Below are 21,540 nucleotides of genomic sequence, written 5' to 3'. Positions count from 1 at the left end.
CTCAAGGCTGGTGCGGCAAATTCGTCACGTTAAACCTCAAGCGTCGCTATTGTCGATGAAAGATCATGGGGATTATCGCGAGGGCCCGGTCAATTTAAGTTCATCAATAAAAGTAAGTTGCTTCCTTTAGATGAGAAAGGCTACGACCGTTATCGCTGTAAATATGACGTCGACGGCGGCGACCGTAACCAGAGGCCCCCTACTGCAACTCTGCCACCGCAGGTGACGCCTCAGTCGTTTTCGTCGCGACGGAATGGGGCGACGGTGTCTGCATCGACGCTACGTGCTTCCCTTTAGGGACGGTAGGCGCCCCCGCCGATCGCGCGGTCCGCTCAGAGTCCAGCGATCTGACTTTCCCGAAGCGTGCAAACCACCGCAACAAACTCACCTGCGTACTACTATCGCGCGAGATCGCATCGAAGGCGCCGCGCGATGAACAGGCCGTCTCGGACGGCGCAAACAACGTTGGCCGATGACGCGCCTTCGCGGCGCTATCACTTGCGAGCTGTCCCGCGTATCCCAATCGATGAATCGCGCGTCGCACGAGCGCGGGTACCAGCCGAACAGCAAAAGCAAACGCCGTCGTCGTGAAGCTGATGCGCATCTCGTGCCGTGCGGTCGTAGCCGCGAGATAAATCGCCTCGGCGATAACCTCGGGTTGATACACCGGTGCCATCGGCCTGCCCGGCGACGGCATATGCGAGACCGCGTGATCAAAGAACGGTGTATTCACCGCAGGAGGAAACACCGTGGTCAGGCGCACCTTGCTGCCATCTTGCGCCAGTTCAGCGCGTACAGCCTGGTCGAAGCCACGAAGCGCGTGTTTGGCCCCAGAATAGGACGCCAACAACGGCATGCCATGAAATGCCACTGCCGAGCACACGTTGACGACGCAGCCTTGATCACGCGGCAGCATCGATGTCAGGGCGACGCGCGTGCCATTCACGGCACCCATATACGTGACATCGGTGACGCGTTTGAATTCGGCGGGAGAGCTGTCGAGAAATCGACCGAATGTTCCATTGCCCGCGCAGTTCACCCACACGTCGGGTGCCCCTAGCGTCCGCTCAAGCTGCATAGCGGCGATCGCTAGCGCTTCAGCGTCACTCACGTCGGCGGGTGCGGTCGCCACCGCGATGTCGGTATCCGGGGTGTCCGATACGTCGATCGGCATTAGCGCATGCTTGACTGCTTCCAGACCCACCGCCCCGCGCGCAATGAGCCCGACGTTCCAGCCGTGCGATGCGAAAACCGCCGCCGTGCTTCGACCAATCCCCGATGAGCCACCGGTAATAAAGACGATCGGGCGACGGAACGGAGCCGCATCTACAGACGTTGGTCTTTGCATAATGAAGGTGTCGATGAGAGGCGATACGCGCCGTGTTGCAATGCGCTGGGCGACGCTTGATGAGCAATTTGCGAGCGAAGACCTCGCACGGTACGAAGGAGGGGCATTTGCAGCCTATCACCGGCCGATCGCGGTCCTGACACGGCGGTTCGCGCGGCGTGCCGAGCCCGCGTGTTTGTCTGCGAACGCGGGCCGGATCGACCGCGACGCGTCGATATGTGGAAGCCGGTGCTTGCCGCGCACGTTAGCGAGATAGCGGCGCAGAAATAACAAGCACGGGAAATGCGCCTTACGGCAACGTACCTTCGATTGGAAAGTCGCTTGCGAGCGTTGCGGTTTCCCACGTATCGAAGTCGTTTTTCAGAGACACGAGCTTGCCGCGTGCGATTTCCAACGCGGCTTTGCCCAGCACCAGACGCAGCGGCGGTTTCTCTGCTTCCACTGCCTGGATGATGGCTTGCGCCGCGCGCACGGGGTCACCCGCCTGGTTGCCGCTACGCGCTGCCGTTTGCGCACGACGCACACCCGCCGTGGCGTCGTAGTCGTCGATACGAATCGCCGATTGCTTGATCGACGGACCCGCCCAGTTGGTGCGAAACGGACCGGGTTCGACGATGACGACATTGATGCCGAGCGGCGCGACTTCGAGGGAGAGCGATTCCGATAACCCTTCCACCGCGTACTTGGTCGCGTGGTAATAACCGGTGGCCGCAAAACTAGCCAGTCCGCCAATCGACGAGATATTGACGATCGCGCCACGTCGCGCCGCGCGCATCGTCGGAAGCACTGCATTCGTCATGGCGACCAAGCCGAAAAAGTTCGCTTCGAACATGGCGCGGACTTCGTGATCTTCGCCTTCTTCGATTGCCGAAAGGTATCCGTAACCGGCGTTGTTTACCAGCACGTCGATGCGGCCGAATCGGGCGAGAGCAGCGCGCGTTGCCTCGGCGACTTGATCCGGCTTTGTCACGTCGAGCTTGAGCGCCAGCGCGCGGTCTTCGTGCCCTTTGACCAAATCCGCGACCTGGTCGGGGTTACGTGCAGTGACGACGGCGCGCCATCCGCGGTCGAGCACCAACCGGGCCAATTCCCGACCGAATCCCGTCGAGCAGCCCGTGATGAACCATACTGGATCAGCGGCGATAGTCATGCGATTCCCTCCCAAGTAGCAGTATGTGGCGCAGAATCGTTCGCAATGAAAGCAAAACGTATAGCCGTGCTGCAAGCCATGCGCCAGGCAGATAGCATTTTTAGTCTAGCGTGAATAAGGCGCACGCGTCGCTTGACCGCGGTTTTGGCTGCGCGCTTCGCACGAGGAAGCGCGGTATTGTCTAGTGATGATGCGGCGGATGATCGGCCGCAAAGGCATCGATGCCTATTGGTTCACCATACGGTGCATCGACAAAAACGCACTACATTAACGAAAACCTATGAATCAGATCAAAGTCATTCTGACCGGTCACACACGCGGATTGGGTGCATCGATCGCCGAACAATTGCTGGCGCGTGGCGTCCATGTGCTGGCGCTGTCCCGCAAGACTCATCCGACGCTGGCCGCGTCAGCGCCTGGCCATTTCGAGCAAATCGCCTTGGACCTGGGGGACACCGCCGCGTTGGCGGCGTGGATTGCCTCGGAGCGCTTGTCGCGCTTTGCAGAAGGGGCAAGCCAGATCGTGCTGATCAACAATGCCGGAACGGTGCAGCCTATCGGACCGTTGGAGACGCAGTCGTGCGAGAGCATTGCCGGCGCGGTGAGCCTGAACGTCACGGCGCCATTGATGCTGTCCGCCGCACTGATGGCGGCGACATCGACGCCCGCTTTCGCGCAGACGGATCGACGGATCATGCATATCTCGAGTGGGGCGGGGCGGAACGCGACGGCTGGCTGGAGCGTCTATTGCGCAACGAAGGCCGCGCTCGATCATCATGCGCGCGCGGTTGCGCTTGATCAGACCTTGCCTTTGCGAATCGCCAGCGTTGCCCCCGGCGTGGTGGATACCGATATGCAGGGTGAGATCCGCAGCACAGGCGTGGAGAAATTCCCTGCTTTAGGGCGTTTCGAAGCGCTAAAGCGCGAAGGCAAATTGGTCACCGCCGCAGATACGGCACAGAAGCTTCTGGACTACCTCTTCAGCGCCGAGTTCGGGGAGTCGGTGATTGCCGACGTACGAGAACTCTCGACAAAGTGATCGCACTTGATAACGCACGTCCACCTTTCACTGCACGCTCACGGCGCCTCGCCTATACGCCATGATTTTTCTTGGCGCGTCGAACGCGACGAGGTTGCCGAGGACGACCAGCGCCAAGCCGATCACGGCCAGCAGCGACCATTGGTATCCCTCGAAGACCGATGAAATGGCCAGTGCAACAAAGGGAAACAACACCGTGCAATACGCTGCCCGGACGGGGCCGATTCTGCCTACCAGGGTCAGATAGGCGGTAAAGCCAATCACCGAACCGGGAATGGCGAGATACACCAGTGCGCCGACGTAGCGCGGATCCGACGACGGCGCGAAAGGCAGGCCGGCGATGGCACTTCCAGCGGTCAGAATCGCCGCGCCGATCAACATGGCCCAGCCATTACTTTGCAAAGGATGCAAGCCCTTGGCCTGCATGCGGCTCGACAGCAGGTTGCCGGTCGAGAAGCAAAGGGTGCCCAGGCAGGCCATACCCAGGCCGAGCCAATCGCCGGACTGAGCCGACGGCCCGTGCAATTGATGAAATGCCAAGCAGGCGATGCCGACCAATCCCAATAAAGCGCCGGCGATGGCCGTGGGCTGCAACGGTTTGGACATGAAAATCCGGCCGTTGACCGCATTCAACAGCGGCGCGACGGAGAAGATCACGGCGACGAGCCCGCTAGGAACCGTGCGTTCGGCGTAGTAAAAACACAGGAAGTTCAGGCAAAACAAGGCCAATCCTTGCGCGAACAGCAGCGGCCAGGCGTGACGCGGGGGCATCAGGGGGCGGCGCATGACCCGCAGGATCAGCAAAATCACCAGCCCGGCAATCCAAAAACGCCAGGCGATCGAGACCGGCGGCGGAATCACGCCTAATTGCCATTTGATCGCGATCCAGGTGCTGCCCCAGATTAAAACGGTGAGGATATAAAGTGTCAGATTCATAGCGTCGAAAGGGTGATGGTGCGTGCCCGCAACGACGCCAGAGTCCTTGTTCGGCAAGGGCGAAGCGGGTATTGGCCAACTATGCCGCGCTTCGGCTGTCCCTGTTTGTCTGAAATTGCGCATTGTGTGTGCCGAGACTGCCGTACGGCACTGCTGGAGATTTATACTGACGGCATCGACTACGACCGGTACGGTGCCAATCCGTATCGCTGCCAGCGTGATCCCATCCAATAGTCCATTCGCCAAGTCGTCCGCCCAAACCTCGTTCGGCGTGCAGTCGGTCATCCAGACCCTGGGCAAATCCGAGGCGACGCTGGAGCGCTTTGCCTGGCTCGGCGATCAGTTCGCGATTGCCGAATGGACGCGTGCGACCGACGAGGCGCAGACGGCATACGATAAGCCCGGGCACCACACGCTATCGTGTTATCTGCAAGGGGGATATCGGACCGAACGCCAGAAGGTGCCGGGTCGCTACGGTGCCCCCACTTTTCTGTGCGCGCTCCCGGGAGAACATGAATCGCAGTGGTGGGTCCGTGGGCGTATGCATTTCCTGCACCTGTATTTCCTGCCGGATCACTTCACCCGGCGCGCGGTGCGCGAGCTCGATATGGAGCCGCGTGAACTGACGCTCGCCGATCGCACCTATTTTCAAGATGAGCAGATCGCGCAGCTCTGCCAGTCGTTACTGCATTTCGACTGGGAGGATCGCGACGATCTCCTGCGGATGAATGAGGCCGTGCATCAGACGATGTCGCTCTTGCTGCGCTCGCAAGGCGTTCGGAAGTCCGGCGTGACGCCAAAGGGCGGCCTGGCCGTCGCCACGCGTCGACGTCTCGCCGACTATATCGATTGTCATCTGACGGATACGCTGACGCTCGCGACGCTTGCCGACGTCGCATCGCTGTCGGAATTCCATCTGGCGCGGATGTTTCGCACCTCGTTCGGGATGCCGCCGCACGCGTGGATTGCGTCGCAGCGCCTCGATCGCGCCCGGGGCCTGTTACGCAGCAGTCGTTTGCCGATTTCCGATATCGCCGCCGAGTGTGGGTTCGCGAATGTCAGCCATCTCAGTCATCGCTTCAAGGATGCGCTGGGCGTCTCGCCGCAAGGGTTTCGGCAGATTATCGGGCTCGATTTGTGAGATGGCGGGGCGAGCGTCGTGCTGCACAGACGCGATGACGCCTTCCTCGCGAAAGCACGTCGCGCCTTTGCGTCACACGATCACACGAAGGGCAGTACCAGCAGGCCTGCCAGCGCGCCGCCGCCTAGCAGCCACAACGGATGGAGCCGGAAGCGGCTGGGCGACATCAGCGACAGCGACGCACAGACGGCAGTGATGATCCAGGCAAACCACGTGGTATCGGAGGCCTGCGCGATCAATAGCGCGCTTGCGCCGACCAGACCGGCGGTGACCGGAACCAGCGCTTTCTGCGCGATCTTGCGCCAGGGCCGATCCTTGTAGCGGTTCCACGCATGCAGCGTGATCAGCGTCACGATCGAAGAAGGGCCGAACTTCGCGAGTGACGTGACGAGCACGCCCCACCAGCCGGCGACATGCCAGCCGACCAGCGTCACGATCATCATATTTGGCCCCGGCGCCGCTTGCGCCAGCGCGAACAATGCACTGAATTCCGTGGCCGACATCCAGTGATGCACTTCCACCACCTGTCGCTGCATCTCGGGCAGGATCGTGTTGCCGCCGCCAAATGCCAGCAAGGACAGTTGCCCGAAAATCAGGGCCATCGATAACAAGGTCGCGATCATTTCGGCACCGCCACGGCACGTTCGCGCTTGGCCATGAGCCAGGTCGCCAGGAAGCTGGCGGCGGTCAGGACGATCATCGTCGGCAGCAGCGGCAGGCGCATCAGCGCGATCGCGACAAAACCCAGGCCAGCGATGAGCAGTGCGAGCGGCGATGTGCGTAAAGGCCACAAGACCTTGATCGACATCGCGACCAGCAAGCCAGCCGCGGCGGCGGCCAGGCCGGCGAACAGATGGGCGACGAGCGGATTGCCCTGCGTCCGTTCGTATATCACCCCCAACCCGATCACGATCAACGATGGCCCGGCGATCAGTCCGACGATGCAGGCAAGGGCGCCACGCAATCCACGGAACCGCATGCCCAATGCCACCGACAGATTGATCACATTGCCGCCTGGCAGAAACTGACAGAGGCCGAGGAGTTCGGTGAACTCGGCGGCCGATAGCCATCGGCGTTGTTCGACCACCGTCCGTCGGGCAAGCGGCAAGGCACCGCCAAACGAGGTGAGACCGAGCGCGAGGAAGCCGAGGAACAGGTCCTGCGTGGTGGGCGTCGGCGCAAGATCGGCGGCGTCGGAAGGGGGAGCGTGCGGCGAGGGGGAGGTCATGAGGCGATGTCTATTATCTGTTTCGGCGTGTCACGCAGCTTGCAAGCGTAGCGCGCTTCCCCCACCGCGCAAAACGATTTCTGGGCGCGCCTTTGTGACGTAGAATCACAAGCATGAACCGACGACTCCCGCCCTTCCATGCGCTACGGGCCTTTGAAGCTGCCGCCCGCCACGATAGTTTCACCGCTGCGGCGACCGAGCTCCATGTGACTCATGGTGCGATAAGTCGGCAGGTGGCCGCCTTCGAGAGCTGGATTGGCGTGCCGGTCTTTCATCGCCACGGCAAGCGCGTACGCTTGACCGACGCCGGTCGAGACTACCTGTCGGCGGTCAAGGCGGCGTTCGACGATATCGCCACGGCGACGGATCGCCTGCGCGATACCGGCGTCGTGCATGTCCTGCGGGTGAATGCGCTGCCGACCTTCGCGATGAAGTGGCTCCTGCCGCGCCTGTCGCAATTCCAGCGCATGGTGCCGAATGTCGAACTTCGTCTGGCGACGTCGAACGCCTCCGTGGACCGGCTCGACGACTTCGATGTCGCCGTGCGTCGGGGGCCGGCGCACTGGCCGAACTGTGCGAGCGGGTATTTTCTGGAGGAGCGCGAGCTACCGGTCTGTAGTCCGGCGTTATTGGACCGTTATCCGATTCGCACGGCGGACGACCTCGCCAAACATGTGCTGCTGCATTCCGATACGCGCCCGGACGCCTGGTTGCATTGGCTCAATGCGGCGGGGGCGAAGACGAAAGGCCGCAAACGACAGTCCTTCGATCATTTCTATCTGACACTGCAGGCGGCCGTCGATGGCCTGGGCGTGGCGCTGGGGCCGTTGCCCTTGATCGACGACGAGCTGGCCTCGGGGCGCCTGGTAGCGCCCCTCGACGGACCCTGTCTGGATGCGCGGGGCTATTGGTGGGTCGCCCGCCGCGAGGTGGCGGACGCACCGCTCGTCGTTCAGTTCTGTCAGTGGCTGGAAACGCAGGCGCGACAGCCGGCATCGCCTTGAGCGAGCCGGCGTCGATTACTTACTGTCCGGTGACCGCATCCATGCCGGTCTTGCGGATCACCGGCTGGGCTTCCGGGGAGGCCAGATAGGCTAGCAAGGCGCGTGCTTCCACCGGATGTGCCGACTCGCGCGGAATGGCGGCGGCATACCGGGTCACCGACTGGTCTTTTTCGGGAATACGGCCGACGAAAGTCACGCCCTTGACCGGCAGCAGTTCGGCCACCTGTTGGAAGCCCAGTTGATACTTGCCGGCAGCGACGGATTCCGCCACCGGCGTGCGCGGGATCATCGTCGCTTTGCCGGCGACTTGATCCGCGATGCCGAGCTTCTTGAACAGCTCATCCCGAATATAGACACCGCTGGCGCTGTCGGAATACGCGATCGACTTCGCGTGCAGCAACGTCGCCTTCAGTTTCGGCTCGGTGGAGATGTCCGGCGACGGTGCCCCTTCGCGGACGACCAGTCCGATGCGCGAATCCCCCAGCTCGACGCGCGAGCCCGGGACGATCAGTCCTTTCTTGATCAGGTCGTCGAGCGCATATCCGACCATGATGACGACGTCGGCCGGCTCGTGGCGCGCAAGGCGTTGCGGAATGGCCTGCGGGGTGGCGCCCATCGACGGCCCGAGGATCGTGTCCAAGGCCACGCCGCTATTCTGCGTAAAGGACGGGCCGAGCGCTGTATACGCTGCGGTGAAACCGCCGGACGTCAGGACGTGCAGCGTGGTGGGCGCGGCGTCGTCTGCCGCCGCCGTCGCAGGCTCGGCCGTTTGCGCGTACGCCATGCTCACGCTCAGACCCGAGAGGGCGACGGCGCACAGCACGGCACGGGCACGTCGATTAAACAGCCGTGCGGCCGGGGAAAACGTGAGGGGGGCGACAGCCAGGTCGGCAGCGCGCGCCGACTGCTTGCTTGCAGGGGAGGCCAATCGCAGCATTCCAATCTCCAATATTGTTTTTTGAGAAAACAATGATACGGCAATTATTGCTGCGGAGAGGTTTCGCCTGTTTTTTTGACGCGCCGATGGCGGACTGCGGATTACCCGAGCGCTCAATCACTTAGCGGGCTTGTTGGGTATTTACCCACACCCTTGCCAACAGAAATTGTGGATAACTTTTCGGGGTTGGATCTTCGTAAAAACCGTATATACTGTTTATATCGTTTAATGAGACTTTGAACATGACGCCTGTCAATAAAACTGCTGAGACGCCCAGCGACATCGATCCGACCAGCCCGATCCCGACGAAAAAGGCGGCCGCAAAAAAGGCTGCTCCGAAAAAAGCGCTGAAGGCGGCGCCGACTAAGGGGGCGACGAAAGCGCCGACAAAGGGCGCGACGAAGGTGCCAGCAAAAGCGCCGAAGGCTGCTGAAACGCAGGCCAAGCCGGCGCCGAAGTCGAAGGTCAAGGATGGAAAGGCGGCATCGGTAGAAGCGCTCGCGGAAGCGGCGACCGAGGCGACGACGAAGGCGAAACGGGCAAAGAAGGAAAAAGTCGTTCGCGACAGCTTCACGATGCCGAAGTCGGAATACGCAAAGTTGGCGACGTTGAAGCAGCAATGCCTGGATGCTGGCGTGGCGGTACGAAAGAGCGAACTGTTGCGCGCCGGGCTGGCGGCGCTGGCCGCGATGCCGGCCGCCGAACTGGTCGAGGCGGTAAAGGCCTTGGAAGCGGTCAAGACCGGCCGTCCGGCCCAAACCGGCGCCTGAGGATCGGCGAGCGCCTTGACGGCGCTTCCCTAACCCCCCAGCGGCAGTCGTCAGTAGGTGAAGCTGGATACCAGCGTCAGCTCGCCAGGGCGGCGCATCGGCACGACGAAGGTCTGCTTTTTTTCATCGACGGTGTTCTCATTCGTGATCACCGTCACATGCGCGACGGTGATCACCGCCGGTTTGCCGTCCGCCGAAGCGCCGCTGCCGCCGTAGTAATTGACGTAGACGAAATAGCGTCCGTGCTGCGCCACCGGCGTCTCGAATATCTCCGGACCATAGCCGTCGGTGACGTCGACATCCAGCGCGCCGCCATCCGACAAGCTGCGATTGCCGTACCAGCAGTGCTCGCCGCTCGGCGTGATCACATGCAAATCGAGGTCGGTCTGATCGGTGCTCCATCCCAGAATGACGCGGATCTTGGCCGGCGTTTGATTGGGATTGGCTTCGTAGAATTGCGCGCGGGCGTCCTGCTTGCCGTCCGGACTGCGAATCTCGACATTGTTCGCGCCGGGACCGAAGACCCAGGGGCGTGAAAAGTTGCCGCTGTCGTCGACCTTCAAAGGCATATCGATGCCGTTCACGATCAAGGTGTGCGGTGCCTGGCCCGCGTTACCAGAATTGTCGGAATCGCTGTTTTTCGCCTTCGGCGCGAGGCGGATCTGCCCGGCAATGGTCGCCAGCCGACTTTGCCCGGCGCGCGTATTCACATCGGACGACGGGTAGTGCACGTCCTGCATGAAGTTCTGCGCATTGTTGTCGAGTGCGCTGTTACGCCAGCCCGATGTCGGCGAATCGAGCGTGATGCCGGCGGCGGTGCTGTCATCGGCGGCCCATGTCGTCGACGCGGGCAGCAGTGCCATGCAGAGCAGCGTCGTCGTCAGGCGGCAGCGCCGCAAGGCAAGCAGACGGAAGGAAGCGGAACGGGAAGGGTTCATGGATGAGTGGCGATCAAGCGTCGCGCGGTACGTTCGACGTATCGTTCATCGTGACCGCTGGGAAAATGTTGAAACGCGATATGCACGTATTCGTGTGCCAACGTGATCTGGTCGTTCGTCGAATCGAGGCCTCGGACATAGACACGGTTCGTGCGATTGTCGGCAAACGGTAGGGATCCTTCCAACACACAGACGGTGACACGGTCCGGACGCTGATAGCCGCGCTCCTGCGATAGCACCGGGTCCCAGAGCGCGATATGGCGATCGAGCCAGGTCTGCGCGCCGGGCAACGGCGTGCAATGCGCGGGTCCGACACCGATATGCGCTTCTGCCGGTACGCCGACGCCGCAGCCCAATAGGGCGGCCAGCAGCGTCACCGTATGTGCCGCCGCGCGCGCGCCTGTCGTCTGCGTTATCGGCGAATAGGCGCTCATTGAATCGTCCATGCCGTGGCGCCTGCGGCGTCATACGCTTTGCTGGCCGGATCATAAACGCGGTAGTAGCGCGCGGCCGGCATGACGAAGCGCCCCGCCTGGCCAAACCGCAGCAAGTGCCGGATGACGATCTTGCCCTGAAGGCGAGACACCGGCACGAGGTAATACCCGTCGCGCGCCTCGATTTTGTCCTGGCTCAACACGCCGAGACTGTTCAACATCGGCGTGCCGTCGTCGTTCACCGGTGCGTCGTCGAGGCCATTGTCGCTGTCGCCATGCGTGCTCGACGATTTGGCTTTGAGGTCCGGCAGTCCATCCACTTCGAAGCCGTAGCGTTGCGATTCGTTCGACGCCCCGCTCGGCAGCGGCACCTCGATCACCCCTTCCCGGAAGACGCGCTTCGCATCGCTTGGCGTCAGCGTGATTTCGTCGACATAGAGTCCGTTGGCATCGAATACGGAGCCGCTCTTCGATGCGGAGAACAGGCCCGGCTTATCGCCGGCCGTCAGTTGATACACGGTGCGCGTCAGCTTCACCGGGAGCGTCGACTGTTCCGCCGCCGCGGCCCGGAAATCGATGCGCAGCAACGTGGCCGGATCGGGCACACGCGCGAACGTCAGCGCCGTCGGCACCAGGTGCGCCGCGTCGCCGCGCCATTGCCAGTTGCCACCCACGGCGTCGTCGACAAAGTGCCAGGGAGCGGCCAGGCCAAGATCGCGTGTCGCGATCGGTGCCGTCTCCTTCCGCTTTGCGGCGTTCTCCAAGGCAAGCAGTGCCATCGCACGGTCGAACGTCGGCGTGCCGTTGTCGAGCCGACCCAACAGCGCGGGCAGACGTTTCGCCAGCGCGTCGCCATCGCGCGTGTCATCGCCGCTCAGACCGAGCGCGAGCGAGGCCAATACCGGGTTCGGACTGGCGGACAAGGTGCGCGCGGCATTGTCCATCTGCGTGCCGATTGCCGACGGCAGCGCCGCACCGGCGTCGTTGCGCCCGGCATGCGCCCGGATATCGCGGAAGAGCAGCAGCGTCAGGTCGTTGTTGCTGCCCTGCGATGCGGTATTCATCAGCACGCTGCGTCGCCGATCGTCGTCGCCCGGTACGGCGGCGGTCTGGGGCGTGGCGCGGACGATGTCGTTCTGCAGGCCGGCGAGCAAGGTCTTCACCGGCAATTGCATCTGCTGCATCAACCAGATCGCCAGGGCGCGGTGCAACAAGGGCAGCGTCTTGCCCTCACGCTGATACGTGTCGAACACCCGCTGCCAGTGATCAGGCGAGGTCGCGATATGCAGACGCTGCGTCGCGCGCCAGTCCGCATAGTAGACGTAGGCGGTCAGCATCGGATCCGCCTTGGTCTGGTCACCCCACCAGGCGAAGTCCGCATCGGGACCGGCCAGGGACATCAGGCGGCCTCGCGCGGTTTCCAGCGCCGCCACCAAGCGGTTGCGAACTGCCGTGTCGGCATCGTCGCGTGCGCCGCTGCCCGATCCGGAAAGCGCGTCGAGTGCCATCGTCAGCGAGATCATCTGGCTGGCGGTTTGTTCGGCACTGCCGGAGGGCGTCGCGATCAAGCTGTCCAATACGGACCGGAAGGCTTGATTCGCGCTGGACACCGGACGCAGGGTGATTGCGCTGGCATCGGCGGGAAGCGTCAACGGATCTGCGGGATGCACGACGACGCTGTCCGGCGCGTTCCAGCCGGGCGGATCGACCTGCAAAGGCACGTGAAGACGATCGAGCATGCGTTGGCCGTCCTTGAGTTGCAAGTCGACAACCGTGTCGTGGCTGGCCGTGAACGGCAGATCCAGGTAGTTCTCGCCGGGCCGCAGCGTGACGGTCCGGTCGAGGGCCGTCGCACCGAGATTCCCCCCGGCGTTGGCCACACCGGTCGCCCCGACAGTGGAAGCGCTCGATGCCGTCGCTACCGCGCTAGCCCTATTTGTGGCGGGTGAAGCAGCTAAAGCAGTTGCCGCGGTTGCAGTACTTGCGGCGGTCGGTGCACTGGCCGCGTTCGAGGCGACCGTTGCCGCGCTTGCCGCTGCCGCGCCGACACCGCTTGCCGTGACGCTCGGATTCGCCGTGGCGGCCGCGTTCGTCGCGGGTCGACCCGCATCCAAGCCGCCGATATGCAACTGCGCCGACACGGGCGCCGTGGTGTGATTCACCACCAGCAGCCCGACATGGGGCGCATCGCCGGCCCGCCAGTGCGTGGGGCCGCTCCATCGGAGATAGACCGGCTTGCTCGACGTGACCGAGGCGGTCTGCTGTCCCACCACGCCTTCGGACGTCATGCCGCGCGCGGTGATCCGCCAGCGCGACAGCGAGTCCGGCATGATGAAGCTGAAGCTGACCTTGCCGTCGGCGCCGGTGTGCAAGGTAGGTTGCCAGGCGGCGGTATCGATATTCTCACGACGCGGCCGCGTCAAGACCTTGAAGGCGCGCTGGTTGTAATCGAACTTCGCGCTGTTGGCGACATTCGGCGCCCAGGCCAGGTCATAGCCGTAGAACGTCAGGCTCGCCGTGGTCCGCACATTGTCGCGCCGCGGATGGTAGAAGAAATCGAAGATTGACGGCGCGACTTCCGGTTGCAGCGTGAACACCATTTCGTCGACGACGGCGGCACTGACGATCGCGCTGACCGGTTTGCCCGACACGCGCGTCGTCAAGTCGACGGTCACCTTGTCGCCCGGTTGATAGTCCCGTTTGTCCGTGCGGATCGCGACATCAACTGACGGGACGACCACTTGCAGTCCGGCATTCTGGAAATTGAAATCGCCTTGCTTCACGTACAGCAGCGAGAACGTGATATTCGGGCCATAGCTTTCCTTGACCGGAATGTCGGCCTGCCAATGCGTGCCATCGACGCGCCGCAATGTCAGCCAGTCGGCGCCTTGGCGCAGCAGCGCGCGCGCCTCGACCTTATCGCGCTCCAGCGTCAGCAAGGCGTCGTCAACGGCATCCGGCAGCGTGATCGCGAGATGCGCGATGTCGCCCACCTGATACTTGGGCTTGTCGAAACGCAAGCCGATGGCGCCTTGCAGCGCGGGCTGCGCCTGTTGCGTCGATGCGGGCGGCGCCGATCGATTCGCTTGGGTAGGGTTGGGTGCCGGTCCGCTAGCGGACGGGGTCGCGTTTGTCGTGGCGGACGTTGCCGTATCGGCGGGCTGGACCAGCGTTTCCTGGTTTGCGCTGACCGGGAAGACGCCGTGGTCGCTGGCGACGGCTTGCAGGAAGTAACGGCTTGCCACGGCCGCTGCCGGCAACGTGAAATGTACGACGCCTTGACTGTCGGCCTTATAGCTTTTCGACAGCAACTGGCGCGGGAAGGTATTGCCGTAAGCACTGTCGCCATTGCTGGCCGCCAGTGCTTGTCGCTTGACGTCGAGCGCGACTGTCGCATTCTTCAGCGGCGAGCCGTCCGGATAATGCAAGGCCACGCTGCCGCTCAGCGTTTCGCCGACAACGAAGGTCCGATCCAGATGAATCGCCACGTCGAATGCCGGCTTTGCGTAATCGGCGACGCGGAACATCGCGCTGTATTGCGCGCCCGCGTAGGCGAATTGCAGCGTGTAACCGCCCGGGTAGGCATTCGCGGGGAGCGTGATCGACGTGTCGCCGCCGGTACTCGCGTCGATCGACAAGGGCTGCGAAACCAGCACATTGCCGGCCGGGTCGATCAGTTGGACCTGTGTGCGGGCCGCGTCCACCGGATGCGAATGGCGCGCGTCGTCGAAGGCGCGGCCGTACAGCTTCATCCGCACCGTGTCACCCGGCTTATACAGGGGCCGGTCGGTGAACAGATAGAGCTTGCTGTTGTAGATCTCGCTGTCGTAATAGAAGTTTTCCGATACGAAGACGCCGCCCTTCTGATCCTGACCGATCGTATAGCTGCGCGAGGGCACCGCCCGATCCATCGCGACAAAACCGTCCGCGCCGCTGCTGCCGGTCTGCAAGGTGCCGTTGCCGTCGGTCCAGGCGATGTCGACGCCCTTGACCGGTGTCCCGCTGTCGCGTTGCACGGCCCAGACCAATACGGATTTGCCGGACGTCTTACTGACCGCCACCGTGTCCGAGACGAATACCAGCGTGGTGGCGCGATGCGCGCCGACATAGGCCTCTACCAAGTAGAGGCCGGGCGGCAACTTGCCCAGCGGCACATAGACGTCACCCTGTTGCGGCGCGATAAAGTCACTGCTGCTGCCGGCAAGATGGAGATCCGAAGGCGGCGCAATCGGTTTGCTGTCCGCGATCGGATAGCGGAATCGTTGCAGCAGGGTCAATTGCTTCAGCGGCCGGTATTGCGGCGATGGGCGGAACGTCGTCGCGTAGCTCGCCGGTGCGGCCTGCTTCATCGCCGGCGCGACGTTGGTTACGGCGCTGCGGGCGCGCTCGGTGAAGATCTGCTGAAACACCATGCGGGACTTCTTGAACCAGGTGTCCCAGAGGAAATTGACGGTGTTCTGCAGACCGTCACCGCTGTAATTGCCGTCTACCTGAATGCGGTGCAGGTCTTTCTGCTTTTTCAGGAAATCGAGCGGATGCGGAATCTGGTACAGCACGATATCGACGCCGCCATATTCCGCGAAGGCATCGGGATCGCCTTCCACGCGCACCCGCGCCGTCTGGCTGCTTGTGAAGCCGCTGTCGGCGAGCAGGAAGAACGGTGCGCCTCGAACGGGACCGGTATAGCCGCTCTGCAGCATCTGCGCCGATGGCGAGGCGTTGGCATCTTGCGCTTCGCTGGCAGCCGTGGTCGCGCTGGCGGCGTCGTCGGCGGCATAGGCCGGTGCGACCGAGCCGATCGTCATGGCCAGCGCGACAGCGATCGTCAGCGGCGCGGCGCGATGCGGGCAGTGCGGGGTGGGGACAAGCGGGGTCGCTGGGTTCATCGCGTCAGGTAACGAAGGCGAAACACGCCGATAAAATTCGGATTGTCGATGCGTGGTTGCCACCGAACGTCGCTCCATGTCAGTAATTGTTGTACGCCGACTGCGCGCAGTCCGGTGTCGTCTTCACGGCGCGTGCCGTTGTGATAAGCGATGTAGTCGCCCATCCAGATCATCAGATGCTGATCGTCGCCCTGGTCGTAGAACAGCAGATCGCCGGGGCGGGCCATATTGATATCGCGCGAGACCAGGGCGCTGTTTTCCTGCACCAGCACGCTCGCCGTGACGAATGCCCCTTGCGAGCCATCCAGCCGCGTCCAGCGCTGGCGCCAGGCGGCCTGTGCCGGTGTCAGGATCAGCGGCGGCGGCAACCGGCGCGTCGTCAGGCCATTGGCCCGACGCCAGGCAAAGTCGTGCGGCCGCAGTGTTTCATCGACGGCGAAGCGCACCAGGCCGGCGCAGTCTCGGTGATACCACCGCGGATTCGGGCCGCGACGCAATTGCTCCGAGACCAGCAGTACGAACCACGCGCGGAAACGCGCCGACTGTTCGCTGTCCAAAGCAGGCGCGTCGCTGTCGGCGGCCGCCGCCGTTGTCGTGTCATGGGGCGGGTGCGACGTGCCAGCCTGCGCCCAGACCCTGCGTGAGAGCGCCAGGGAAGACACGCCGACGGCCAATCCCGCGCGGGCGGCCGTCCGCATCAATGCGCGTCGCTGAGCGTTTGCCATTCGATCGGTTGCCATGTCCGGGTAGAAGGAACGCTGTTGGCGAGATTGTCCGGCAATATCAACGCGACGGGCGGGAAGTCCGCGATGGCCTTGATGCGCGGCAGCAGGCGGTCTTGCGCGGCCGCGCGGAGCAACGGTTCCTGATGCTGCGGCAGATCGCCGAGCACGGCCTGTTGCAACAGCACGGAGAGCGTGCGCGGCGTGATGACCATTTCGGCCATCGGTCGGTCCGACGGCACCGTATCGGCGAGCGCCGGCCGTTGCTTCGCCCAGACGGCAAGCGCATTGTCCACCAAGGTGCCGCGCGGCGAGAAGGCGAGCCAGTCGCCTTGCCGCGCCAGCGTGACGTTGAAGCCGCCGAAGTCGGTGCGCACCGTGCGCTGCCATTGCCGCGCGGTCGCGTCGGCGCTCGATTTTGCCTTGGCGTTGGCCTTGGCCGCGCCGCCGCCCAGCGCGCTGACATCGCTCGGATGCGTCTTGTTGCCGATGGCATCGGTGAACAGATGCTGCAGCGCTGCATCGACGGTGTCCGGCGCGCCGGTCTGGCCGTCGCCGCGCAGGTGGGCGACCAGCAGCGGGCTATACAGGCCACCGTCCGGATACCAGCACAGCGCCGCGGGGGCATCCAGCTGCCGGGTCAAGGCGCTCGCCCAGTCTTGCACGGCGTTTTGATCGTTCGCGGTCTTGCCGCCGAAAGCGCGCATCAGTACCGGCGTCAGGCGTGCCGGATCCACCGGCATCGCGCTGCAGAAACTTGGGGCCGCCGGCACGTGCTGCCAGAGGTGCCGCGTATCGAGCACCGACGGTGCCGTGCCGCCCGCAACGCGGACATAACTGGTCCAATCCTTGCCGTCGAAGTCGAAACGAAGCGCTTCCACCGACGGGAAGAAATGCTGGTAATGGAACGACAGATAGGCGGTCTCCCCGACGATGGCATGCTTGCCCGTGAAGTCGCCAAGACCGAAGTGCCGACGCAGTGGACTGACCTGCCAGTGGCTATCGAGCAGCGCTTGCCAGACTTTGTTCCGCTCGGCCGGGTCGCCGTAGGTCGGATCCTTGGCATCGATCATGGCGAGATCGGAGAACACGACCAGTTTGTCGCCCTGCCCGGCAAAGTACAAGGTGCGGCCGGCCCCATAGCGCAAGGCATAAACCGGGATGTCTGCGGTGGACGCGGCATTGGCGTGCAGGGTACCGGCCAGCGTCAGTTGCGTATCGCTCGCCACCACTTGCGCCGCCGTCTGCAACAGAGCCGTCACGCCGGAGCGTTGCGCATTGATCATCCAATGCGCGAGTCTGCCACTCGGGTCTTGCCACAGCGCGATATCGGCCGGTTGATCCAACGCCCATGCGATGACTTCGTCGCCGAGCGTCAGCGCGTGTTCGTAGGCGATGCGCCGCAACGTGCCTTTCAAGCCGAGCAGGCCGTCGTTGTCGTCGTAATAGAACACAAAGTCTTCGGTCGCCAACGCTTTCAGCAGCGGAACCGCCAGCATGTCGCGCGGCAAATCGCGCAATCGCGTGCTGACGAGCATCGCATCCGGTTGCGCGAGGCGGATCGGCGCGATGTCATAGAGCGCGGCCGGAATCGGCTTGCCGATACGCTGCCGATGCGCGATGGCGTGCCAGGCAAAATAAGCGACGGCGCCCAGTGCGATGACGGTGATACCGGTGATGACCCATTTTGCCAATGACGACATCACGCCTTTTTGCCGCTGTTTTTTTAAGAATGGCATGCTCGCCCGTAAGCACTTGTCTGGCTGTGGTGCCGCCATTAGAAAGGAGGTGCAAGGCAAATGTCAATGAGAATGCCCTGTCTCGAAGAAACAGGGGCGCCTGCAGGCGTTGCCGGGCGGTCCCGCTTGGCTAGGCGATGCCGACCAATGGCGACGTTTGGGCCGGCGTAGAATGGCATGGCGACCAGATCGCCCCTGCAATCAACCCTTTGTCCTTTTTTTCGCATGCAACAAGACGCTTTTCTCGCCCTTTTGGCCCAGGACGGTTTCGCGCAGACGGTCGTCGTCGAGCGCGAGTCCAATGGTACGCTGGACTGGCACGCGCACCCCTTCGAAGCGAAGGCGCTCGTGCTGGAGGGCGCGCTGACCATTGAAACCGACAGCGACTCCCGCACCTATGCGGTGGGGGACATCTTCCATCTTGCGAAGGACGTGCGTCACCGGGAGTGGTTCAGTGCCGCAGGGGTGCGCTATCTGGTCGGGCGAAAGCCCTGACGCGCTCTGAAAAATTGCCTAGGCAGTTTCATGCGGCCGGCGCATTCGATCTCTGCCTGATATATCAACGTCGCACCATAAAGGAATGGCGCGATTTATTCGAATGTTTGTTCAGTGTTCGCGAGAATAATGGTCGGTTATAAAAACAGTGAAGGATGAATAGAACGGAGCGCCGGGATTTCACGCGCTACAAAACCGTCGACCCGTCATGTCGATGACGGCTAATCCTGTTGGCAGGTGTTGTTTGCCGTCACGTAGTCGGGGCTGGGATCGCACATCGCATGTCGATCGGGAGCGCCGTGCGCGGCGCACGCCTGCTATCGACATTCGAACCGAGGCCATCGATGCAGCCATTTGCCATTCCTCAAACGTCCGCACGGGGGCAGCACGCGGACGCCATGCCGTCATCTCTTGGCGCGAAACCGCCACAAAAACCCGCTCAACGAGGAAAGCAATCGACGCGGCGTGACGGCGTCACCGTGAAAACCTTGTTGCGCTTTGCCTTTCTGCTCGTTTTGTTGGGCACGCTCGCCATCGGCGCGATGTCGATCTGGCAGGTGGGCCGCCTGAATCAGGCGGTAGGCGTGGTGTATGAGCAGGGGCATCTGGCAACGCGATCGGCCGAGGAATTACGCGGCGCGGTGCTGTCCGCCAGCCGCTCGCAGAAGATGCTGCTGACGGCGACGACGGCGAACGAACGGTTGGAACTCGGCAACGACATCGAGAAATCGCTGGCGATCATCGCCACCGAGCAGACCGCGCTGCAACAGTTCTCCGCCGGCGATAAGACCTTGGTCGATGCCCAGAAGACGCTCGGCGACGCCGTCTCTGCCTGGCGCGATCACTTGCATACCTTCGTCAAGCTGGTCCAGGCGCAATCGCTCGATCTGTCGCAGATGAATTGGCAGGTCGGCACGCAGGACGTCGCGCTGTTGCTGGAAACGGCGAAGCTCGAAAAACAGGTTGGCGTCATCGTGACGCATCAGGGCGATTTGGCGAAAGCGACGTTGGGCGCGGCCAATACCGTCTATCGTTCGTCGTATGTGACGCTGATCATCCTGACGATCGCGATGTTGGTGGTGGCCTTCCTGGTCAGCGAATGGGTCGTTCGCCGACTGGCGAAGCAATTGGGCGGCGAGCCGGCCTATGCCAAACAGATCGCCAGCCGGATCGCGACCGGGGACTTGTCGGAATCGGTCGCGGTCAAGACGCGCGACGAGAGCAGCATGCTGCGCGCGCTGTCGAATATGCAGACCGGACTGGTCACGACGGTTGCCGGCATTGCAACCAGCGCTGAAGCGATCACTGTCGCATCCGGTGAAATCGCGATGGGGAACGCGCATCTCGCGACGCGCACCGAGCAACAGGCCAGCGCGCTGGAGCAGACCGATGCCAGCATGCAGCGCCTGACCGCGGCCGTGCGTCGCAATGCCGAACATGCGCAGCAAGCCAGTGCGCTCGCCGACGAGGCATCGCACGTGGCGCAGCGTGGCGGCGAGGCCGTGCAACGCGTGGTGACGACGATGGAGCGCATCGCATCCAGCGCGCAGGATATCGGCACGATCATCGGCGTCATCGAGGGGATTGCGTTTCAGACCAATATCCTCGCCTTGAACGCCGCCGTGGAGGCAGCGCGGGCGGGCGAGGAAGGGCGCGGCTTTGCGGTCGTGGCCGGAGAGGTTCGCAATCTGGCGCAGCGTTCGTCGGCGGCGGCGAAGGAAATTAAGACGCTGATCAATGCGTCCACGTCGTCGGTTTCCAGCGGTTCGTCGATTGCTGGCGATGCGGGCGCGACGATGCACCATATCGTCAAATCGGTGCAAGGCTTTGCCGATATCATGAACGATATCGCCGCGGCGTCGCAGGAACAGCGCGCCGGAATCGATGAGGTTCACAGCGCCATGCAGCGGATGGAAGAGGGCACGCAACAGAATGCCGCGCTGGTGGAACAGGCCGCGGCCGCGGCGCAGTCGCTCGACGATCAAGCCAAGGCCTTGAAGGACATGGTGGACCGGTTCCGTCTGACGCCGCATTGAGGCGTGCGGTTGCATCGAGGGCGATGGCGCGTCATGCGTCGGCCGGTGACCACGGGCTATCGCCGGATTGCGGTGCGTTACAACGGCTTGGAATTGAAAGAATAGGCATCGGTGCGGATATCGGTCCGTCCGACGCCGTGCCGTCAGTGCCCCAGTAATTACGGGGCCCAGTGCAATGAAACAACGCTCTTGGACTGCTGCGTATCAAGCAGGTACGGGACTTGCTCTATTAGCCTCATGAAACCCGCGCCCTCACAAACGCTTGAACGTTTTATGACAGTCATCCACCGGTTCCCGAACAAGGCGACGATTCTCGTCGTCGATGACGAGTATTCCGTGCGCGATGCGCTGGTCGGCATGCTCGAAATCGAGGGCTATTCCGCACTGTCCTGCGAGAACGGGCAGGCGGCGCTCGATCTGATGCAGCAGCATCGGCCGGACATCGTCGTGACGGACTTCATGATGCCGAGAATGTCCGGCCTTGAGCTCGCGGTCGAAATGAAGGCGCGCCGTGCGCTGCATGATATCCCGGTGTTTCTCGTCAGCGGCGCGCATGCCGCCCTGGCCGAGCGGCAATCTCCGCTCTTCACGGCCATCCTCGAAAAACCCTATCGGGCCGAGACGCTGCTCGCGTTGATCGCGCGTCATCTGCGCGCCGATGCCAGTGCCAGTGCCGATTCAGCCGCATCCCCGCGCCGTGCGCCATTGCAGGCGGCGCGAAGCTCTTAACTGCCGGC

At 62.9% G+C, this 21,540-nt stretch carries 18 protein-coding genes; 7 read left to right on the top strand and 11 right to left on the bottom strand.

Translation table 11 applies throughout. From position 1 onward, the window contains the following. Positions 1-199: 199 nt before the first annotated feature. The gene (locus ABEG21_RS16770) at positions 200-1,348 is read right to left on the bottom strand and encodes an SDR family oxidoreductase (RefSeq protein ID WP_347557781.1); all 1,149 of its coding nucleotides are present in this window, start codon (positions 1,346-1,348) and stop codon (positions 200-202) included. Positions 1,349-1,637: 289 nt separating this feature from the next. Then, the gene (locus ABEG21_RS16765; protein WP_347557780.1) at positions 1,638-2,498 is read right to left on the bottom strand and encodes an oxidoreductase; all 861 of its coding nucleotides are present in this window, start codon (positions 2,496-2,498) and stop codon (positions 1,638-1,640) included. Positions 2,499-2,778: 280 nt separating this feature from the next. On the opposite strand from ABEG21_RS16765, the gene ABEG21_RS16760 reads away from it, so the two are divergent. After that, complete coding sequence (locus tag ABEG21_RS16760; protein WP_347557779.1) at positions 2,779-3,537, top strand: SDR family oxidoreductase; 759 nt, start codon at positions 2,779-2,781, stop codon at positions 3,535-3,537. A gap of 27 nt (positions 3,538-3,564) precedes the next feature. On the opposite strand, the gene ABEG21_RS16755 is transcribed toward ABEG21_RS16760, so the two are convergent. Then, positions 3,565-4,473, bottom strand: a complete 909-nt coding sequence (locus ABEG21_RS16755) for an EamA family transporter (protein ID WP_347557778.1) — start codon at positions 4,471-4,473, stop codon at positions 3,565-3,567. Positions 4,474-4,690: 217 nt separating this feature from the next. On the opposite strand from ABEG21_RS16755, the gene ABEG21_RS16750 reads away from it, so the two are divergent. After that, positions 4,691-5,614: a helix-turn-helix transcriptional regulator gene (locus ABEG21_RS16750; RefSeq protein WP_347558059.1), complete on the top strand. Its 924-nt coding sequence runs from the start codon at positions 4,691-4,693 to the stop codon at positions 5,612-5,614. Positions 5,615-5,694: 80 nt separating this feature from the next. Here the strand turns inward: ABEG21_RS16750 and ABEG21_RS16745 are convergent, their stop codons facing one another. Together ABEG21_RS16745 and ABEG21_RS16740 are read right to left on the bottom strand one after the other, a co-directional pair. Further along, complete coding sequence (locus ABEG21_RS16745) at positions 5,695-6,237, bottom strand: chromate transporter (RefSeq protein WP_347557777.1); 543 nt, start codon at positions 6,235-6,237, stop codon at positions 5,695-5,697. Next, a complete protein-coding gene (locus ABEG21_RS16740; RefSeq protein WP_347557776.1) occupies positions 6,234-6,842 on the bottom strand; it encodes a chromate transporter in 609 nt (202 codons plus the stop codon). The genes ABEG21_RS16745 and ABEG21_RS16740 overlap by 4 nt, the downstream gene beginning before the upstream one ends. Positions 6,843-6,955: 113 nt before the next feature. On the opposite strand from ABEG21_RS16740, the gene ABEG21_RS16735 reads away from it, so the two are divergent. Further along, positions 6,956-7,846 (top strand): transcriptional regulator GcvA, encoded by an 891-nt coding sequence (locus ABEG21_RS16735; protein WP_347557775.1) that lies wholly within the window; start codon positions 6,956-6,958, stop codon positions 7,844-7,846. Positions 7,847-7,865: 19 nt separating this feature from the next. Here ABEG21_RS16735 and ABEG21_RS16730 read toward each other — a convergent pair whose 3' ends face one another. Continuing rightward, a complete protein-coding gene (locus ABEG21_RS16730) occupies positions 7,866-8,630 on the bottom strand; it encodes a substrate-binding domain-containing protein (RefSeq protein ID WP_347558058.1) in 765 nt (254 codons plus the stop codon). Positions 8,631-9,025: 395 nt separating this feature from the next. Here ABEG21_RS16730 and ABEG21_RS16725 point away from each other — a divergent pair, with 395 nt between their 5' ends. After that, positions 9,026-9,553 carry a hypothetical protein gene (locus ABEG21_RS16725; protein ID WP_347557774.1) on the top strand — a complete coding sequence of 176 codons (528 nt, stop codon included), beginning with the start codon at positions 9,026-9,028 and terminating at the stop codon, positions 9,551-9,553. 50 nt (positions 9,554-9,603) lie between these two features. On the opposite strand, the gene ABEG21_RS16720 is transcribed toward ABEG21_RS16725, so the two are convergent. The 5 genes from ABEG21_RS16720 to ABEG21_RS16700 are packed head-to-tail and all read right to left on the bottom strand — an operon-like array spanning position 9,604 to position 18,236. Then, entirely contained in the window at positions 9,604-10,491 is an 888-nt protein-coding gene (locus ABEG21_RS16720; RefSeq protein ID WP_347557773.1) for a DUF2135 domain-containing protein, read from the bottom strand. After that, positions 10,488-10,937 (bottom strand): DUF2300 domain-containing protein, encoded by a 450-nt coding sequence (locus ABEG21_RS16715; RefSeq protein ID WP_347557772.1) that lies wholly within the window; start codon positions 10,935-10,937, stop codon positions 10,488-10,490. Before ABEG21_RS16715 ends, ABEG21_RS16720 begins: the two co-directional genes overlap by 4 nt. Next, complete coding sequence (locus tag ABEG21_RS16710) at positions 10,922-15,811, bottom strand: MG2 domain-containing protein (RefSeq protein ID WP_347557771.1); 4,890 nt, start codon at positions 15,809-15,811, stop codon at positions 10,922-10,924. Before ABEG21_RS16710 ends, ABEG21_RS16715 begins: the two co-directional genes overlap by 16 nt. Then, entirely contained in the window at positions 15,808-16,536 is a 729-nt protein-coding gene (locus ABEG21_RS16705; RefSeq protein WP_347557770.1) for a DUF1175 family protein, read from the bottom strand. The genes ABEG21_RS16710 and ABEG21_RS16705 overlap by 4 nt, the downstream gene beginning before the upstream one ends. Continuing rightward, positions 16,509-18,236: a DUF2138 family protein gene (locus tag ABEG21_RS16700; protein ID WP_347557769.1), complete on the bottom strand. Its 1,728-nt coding sequence runs from the start codon at positions 18,234-18,236 to the stop codon at positions 16,509-16,511. The genes ABEG21_RS16705 and ABEG21_RS16700 overlap by 28 nt, the downstream gene beginning before the upstream one ends. Positions 18,237-18,449: 213 nt before the next feature. Here ABEG21_RS16700 and ABEG21_RS16695 point away from each other — a divergent pair, with 213 nt between their 5' ends. The 3 genes from ABEG21_RS16695 (at position 18,450) to ABEG21_RS16685 (ending at position 21,532) form a co-directional block, all read left to right on the top strand. Continuing rightward, positions 18,450-18,767 (top strand): cupin, encoded by a 318-nt coding sequence (locus ABEG21_RS16695; protein ID WP_347557768.1) that lies wholly within the window; start codon positions 18,450-18,452, stop codon positions 18,765-18,767. Between the two features lie 398 nt (positions 18,768-19,165). Further along, entirely contained in the window at positions 19,166-20,803 is a 1,638-nt protein-coding gene (locus ABEG21_RS16690; RefSeq protein WP_347557767.1) for a methyl-accepting chemotaxis protein, read from the top strand. Between the two features lie 273 nt (positions 20,804-21,076). Continuing rightward, positions 21,077-21,532: a response regulator gene (locus ABEG21_RS16685; RefSeq protein ID WP_347557766.1), complete on the top strand. Its 456-nt coding sequence runs from the start codon at positions 21,077-21,079 to the stop codon at positions 21,530-21,532. Positions 21,533-21,540 lie beyond the last annotated feature (8 nt).

The sequence above is a fragment of the Robbsia sp. KACC 23696 genome (assembly GCF_039852015.1).
GTDB lineage: Bacteria > Pseudomonadota > Gammaproteobacteria > Burkholderiales > Burkholderiaceae > Robbsia.
The sequence above is the reverse complement of the archived record's forward strand: the minus strand, read 5'-3'. Positions and strand labels throughout refer to the sequence as shown.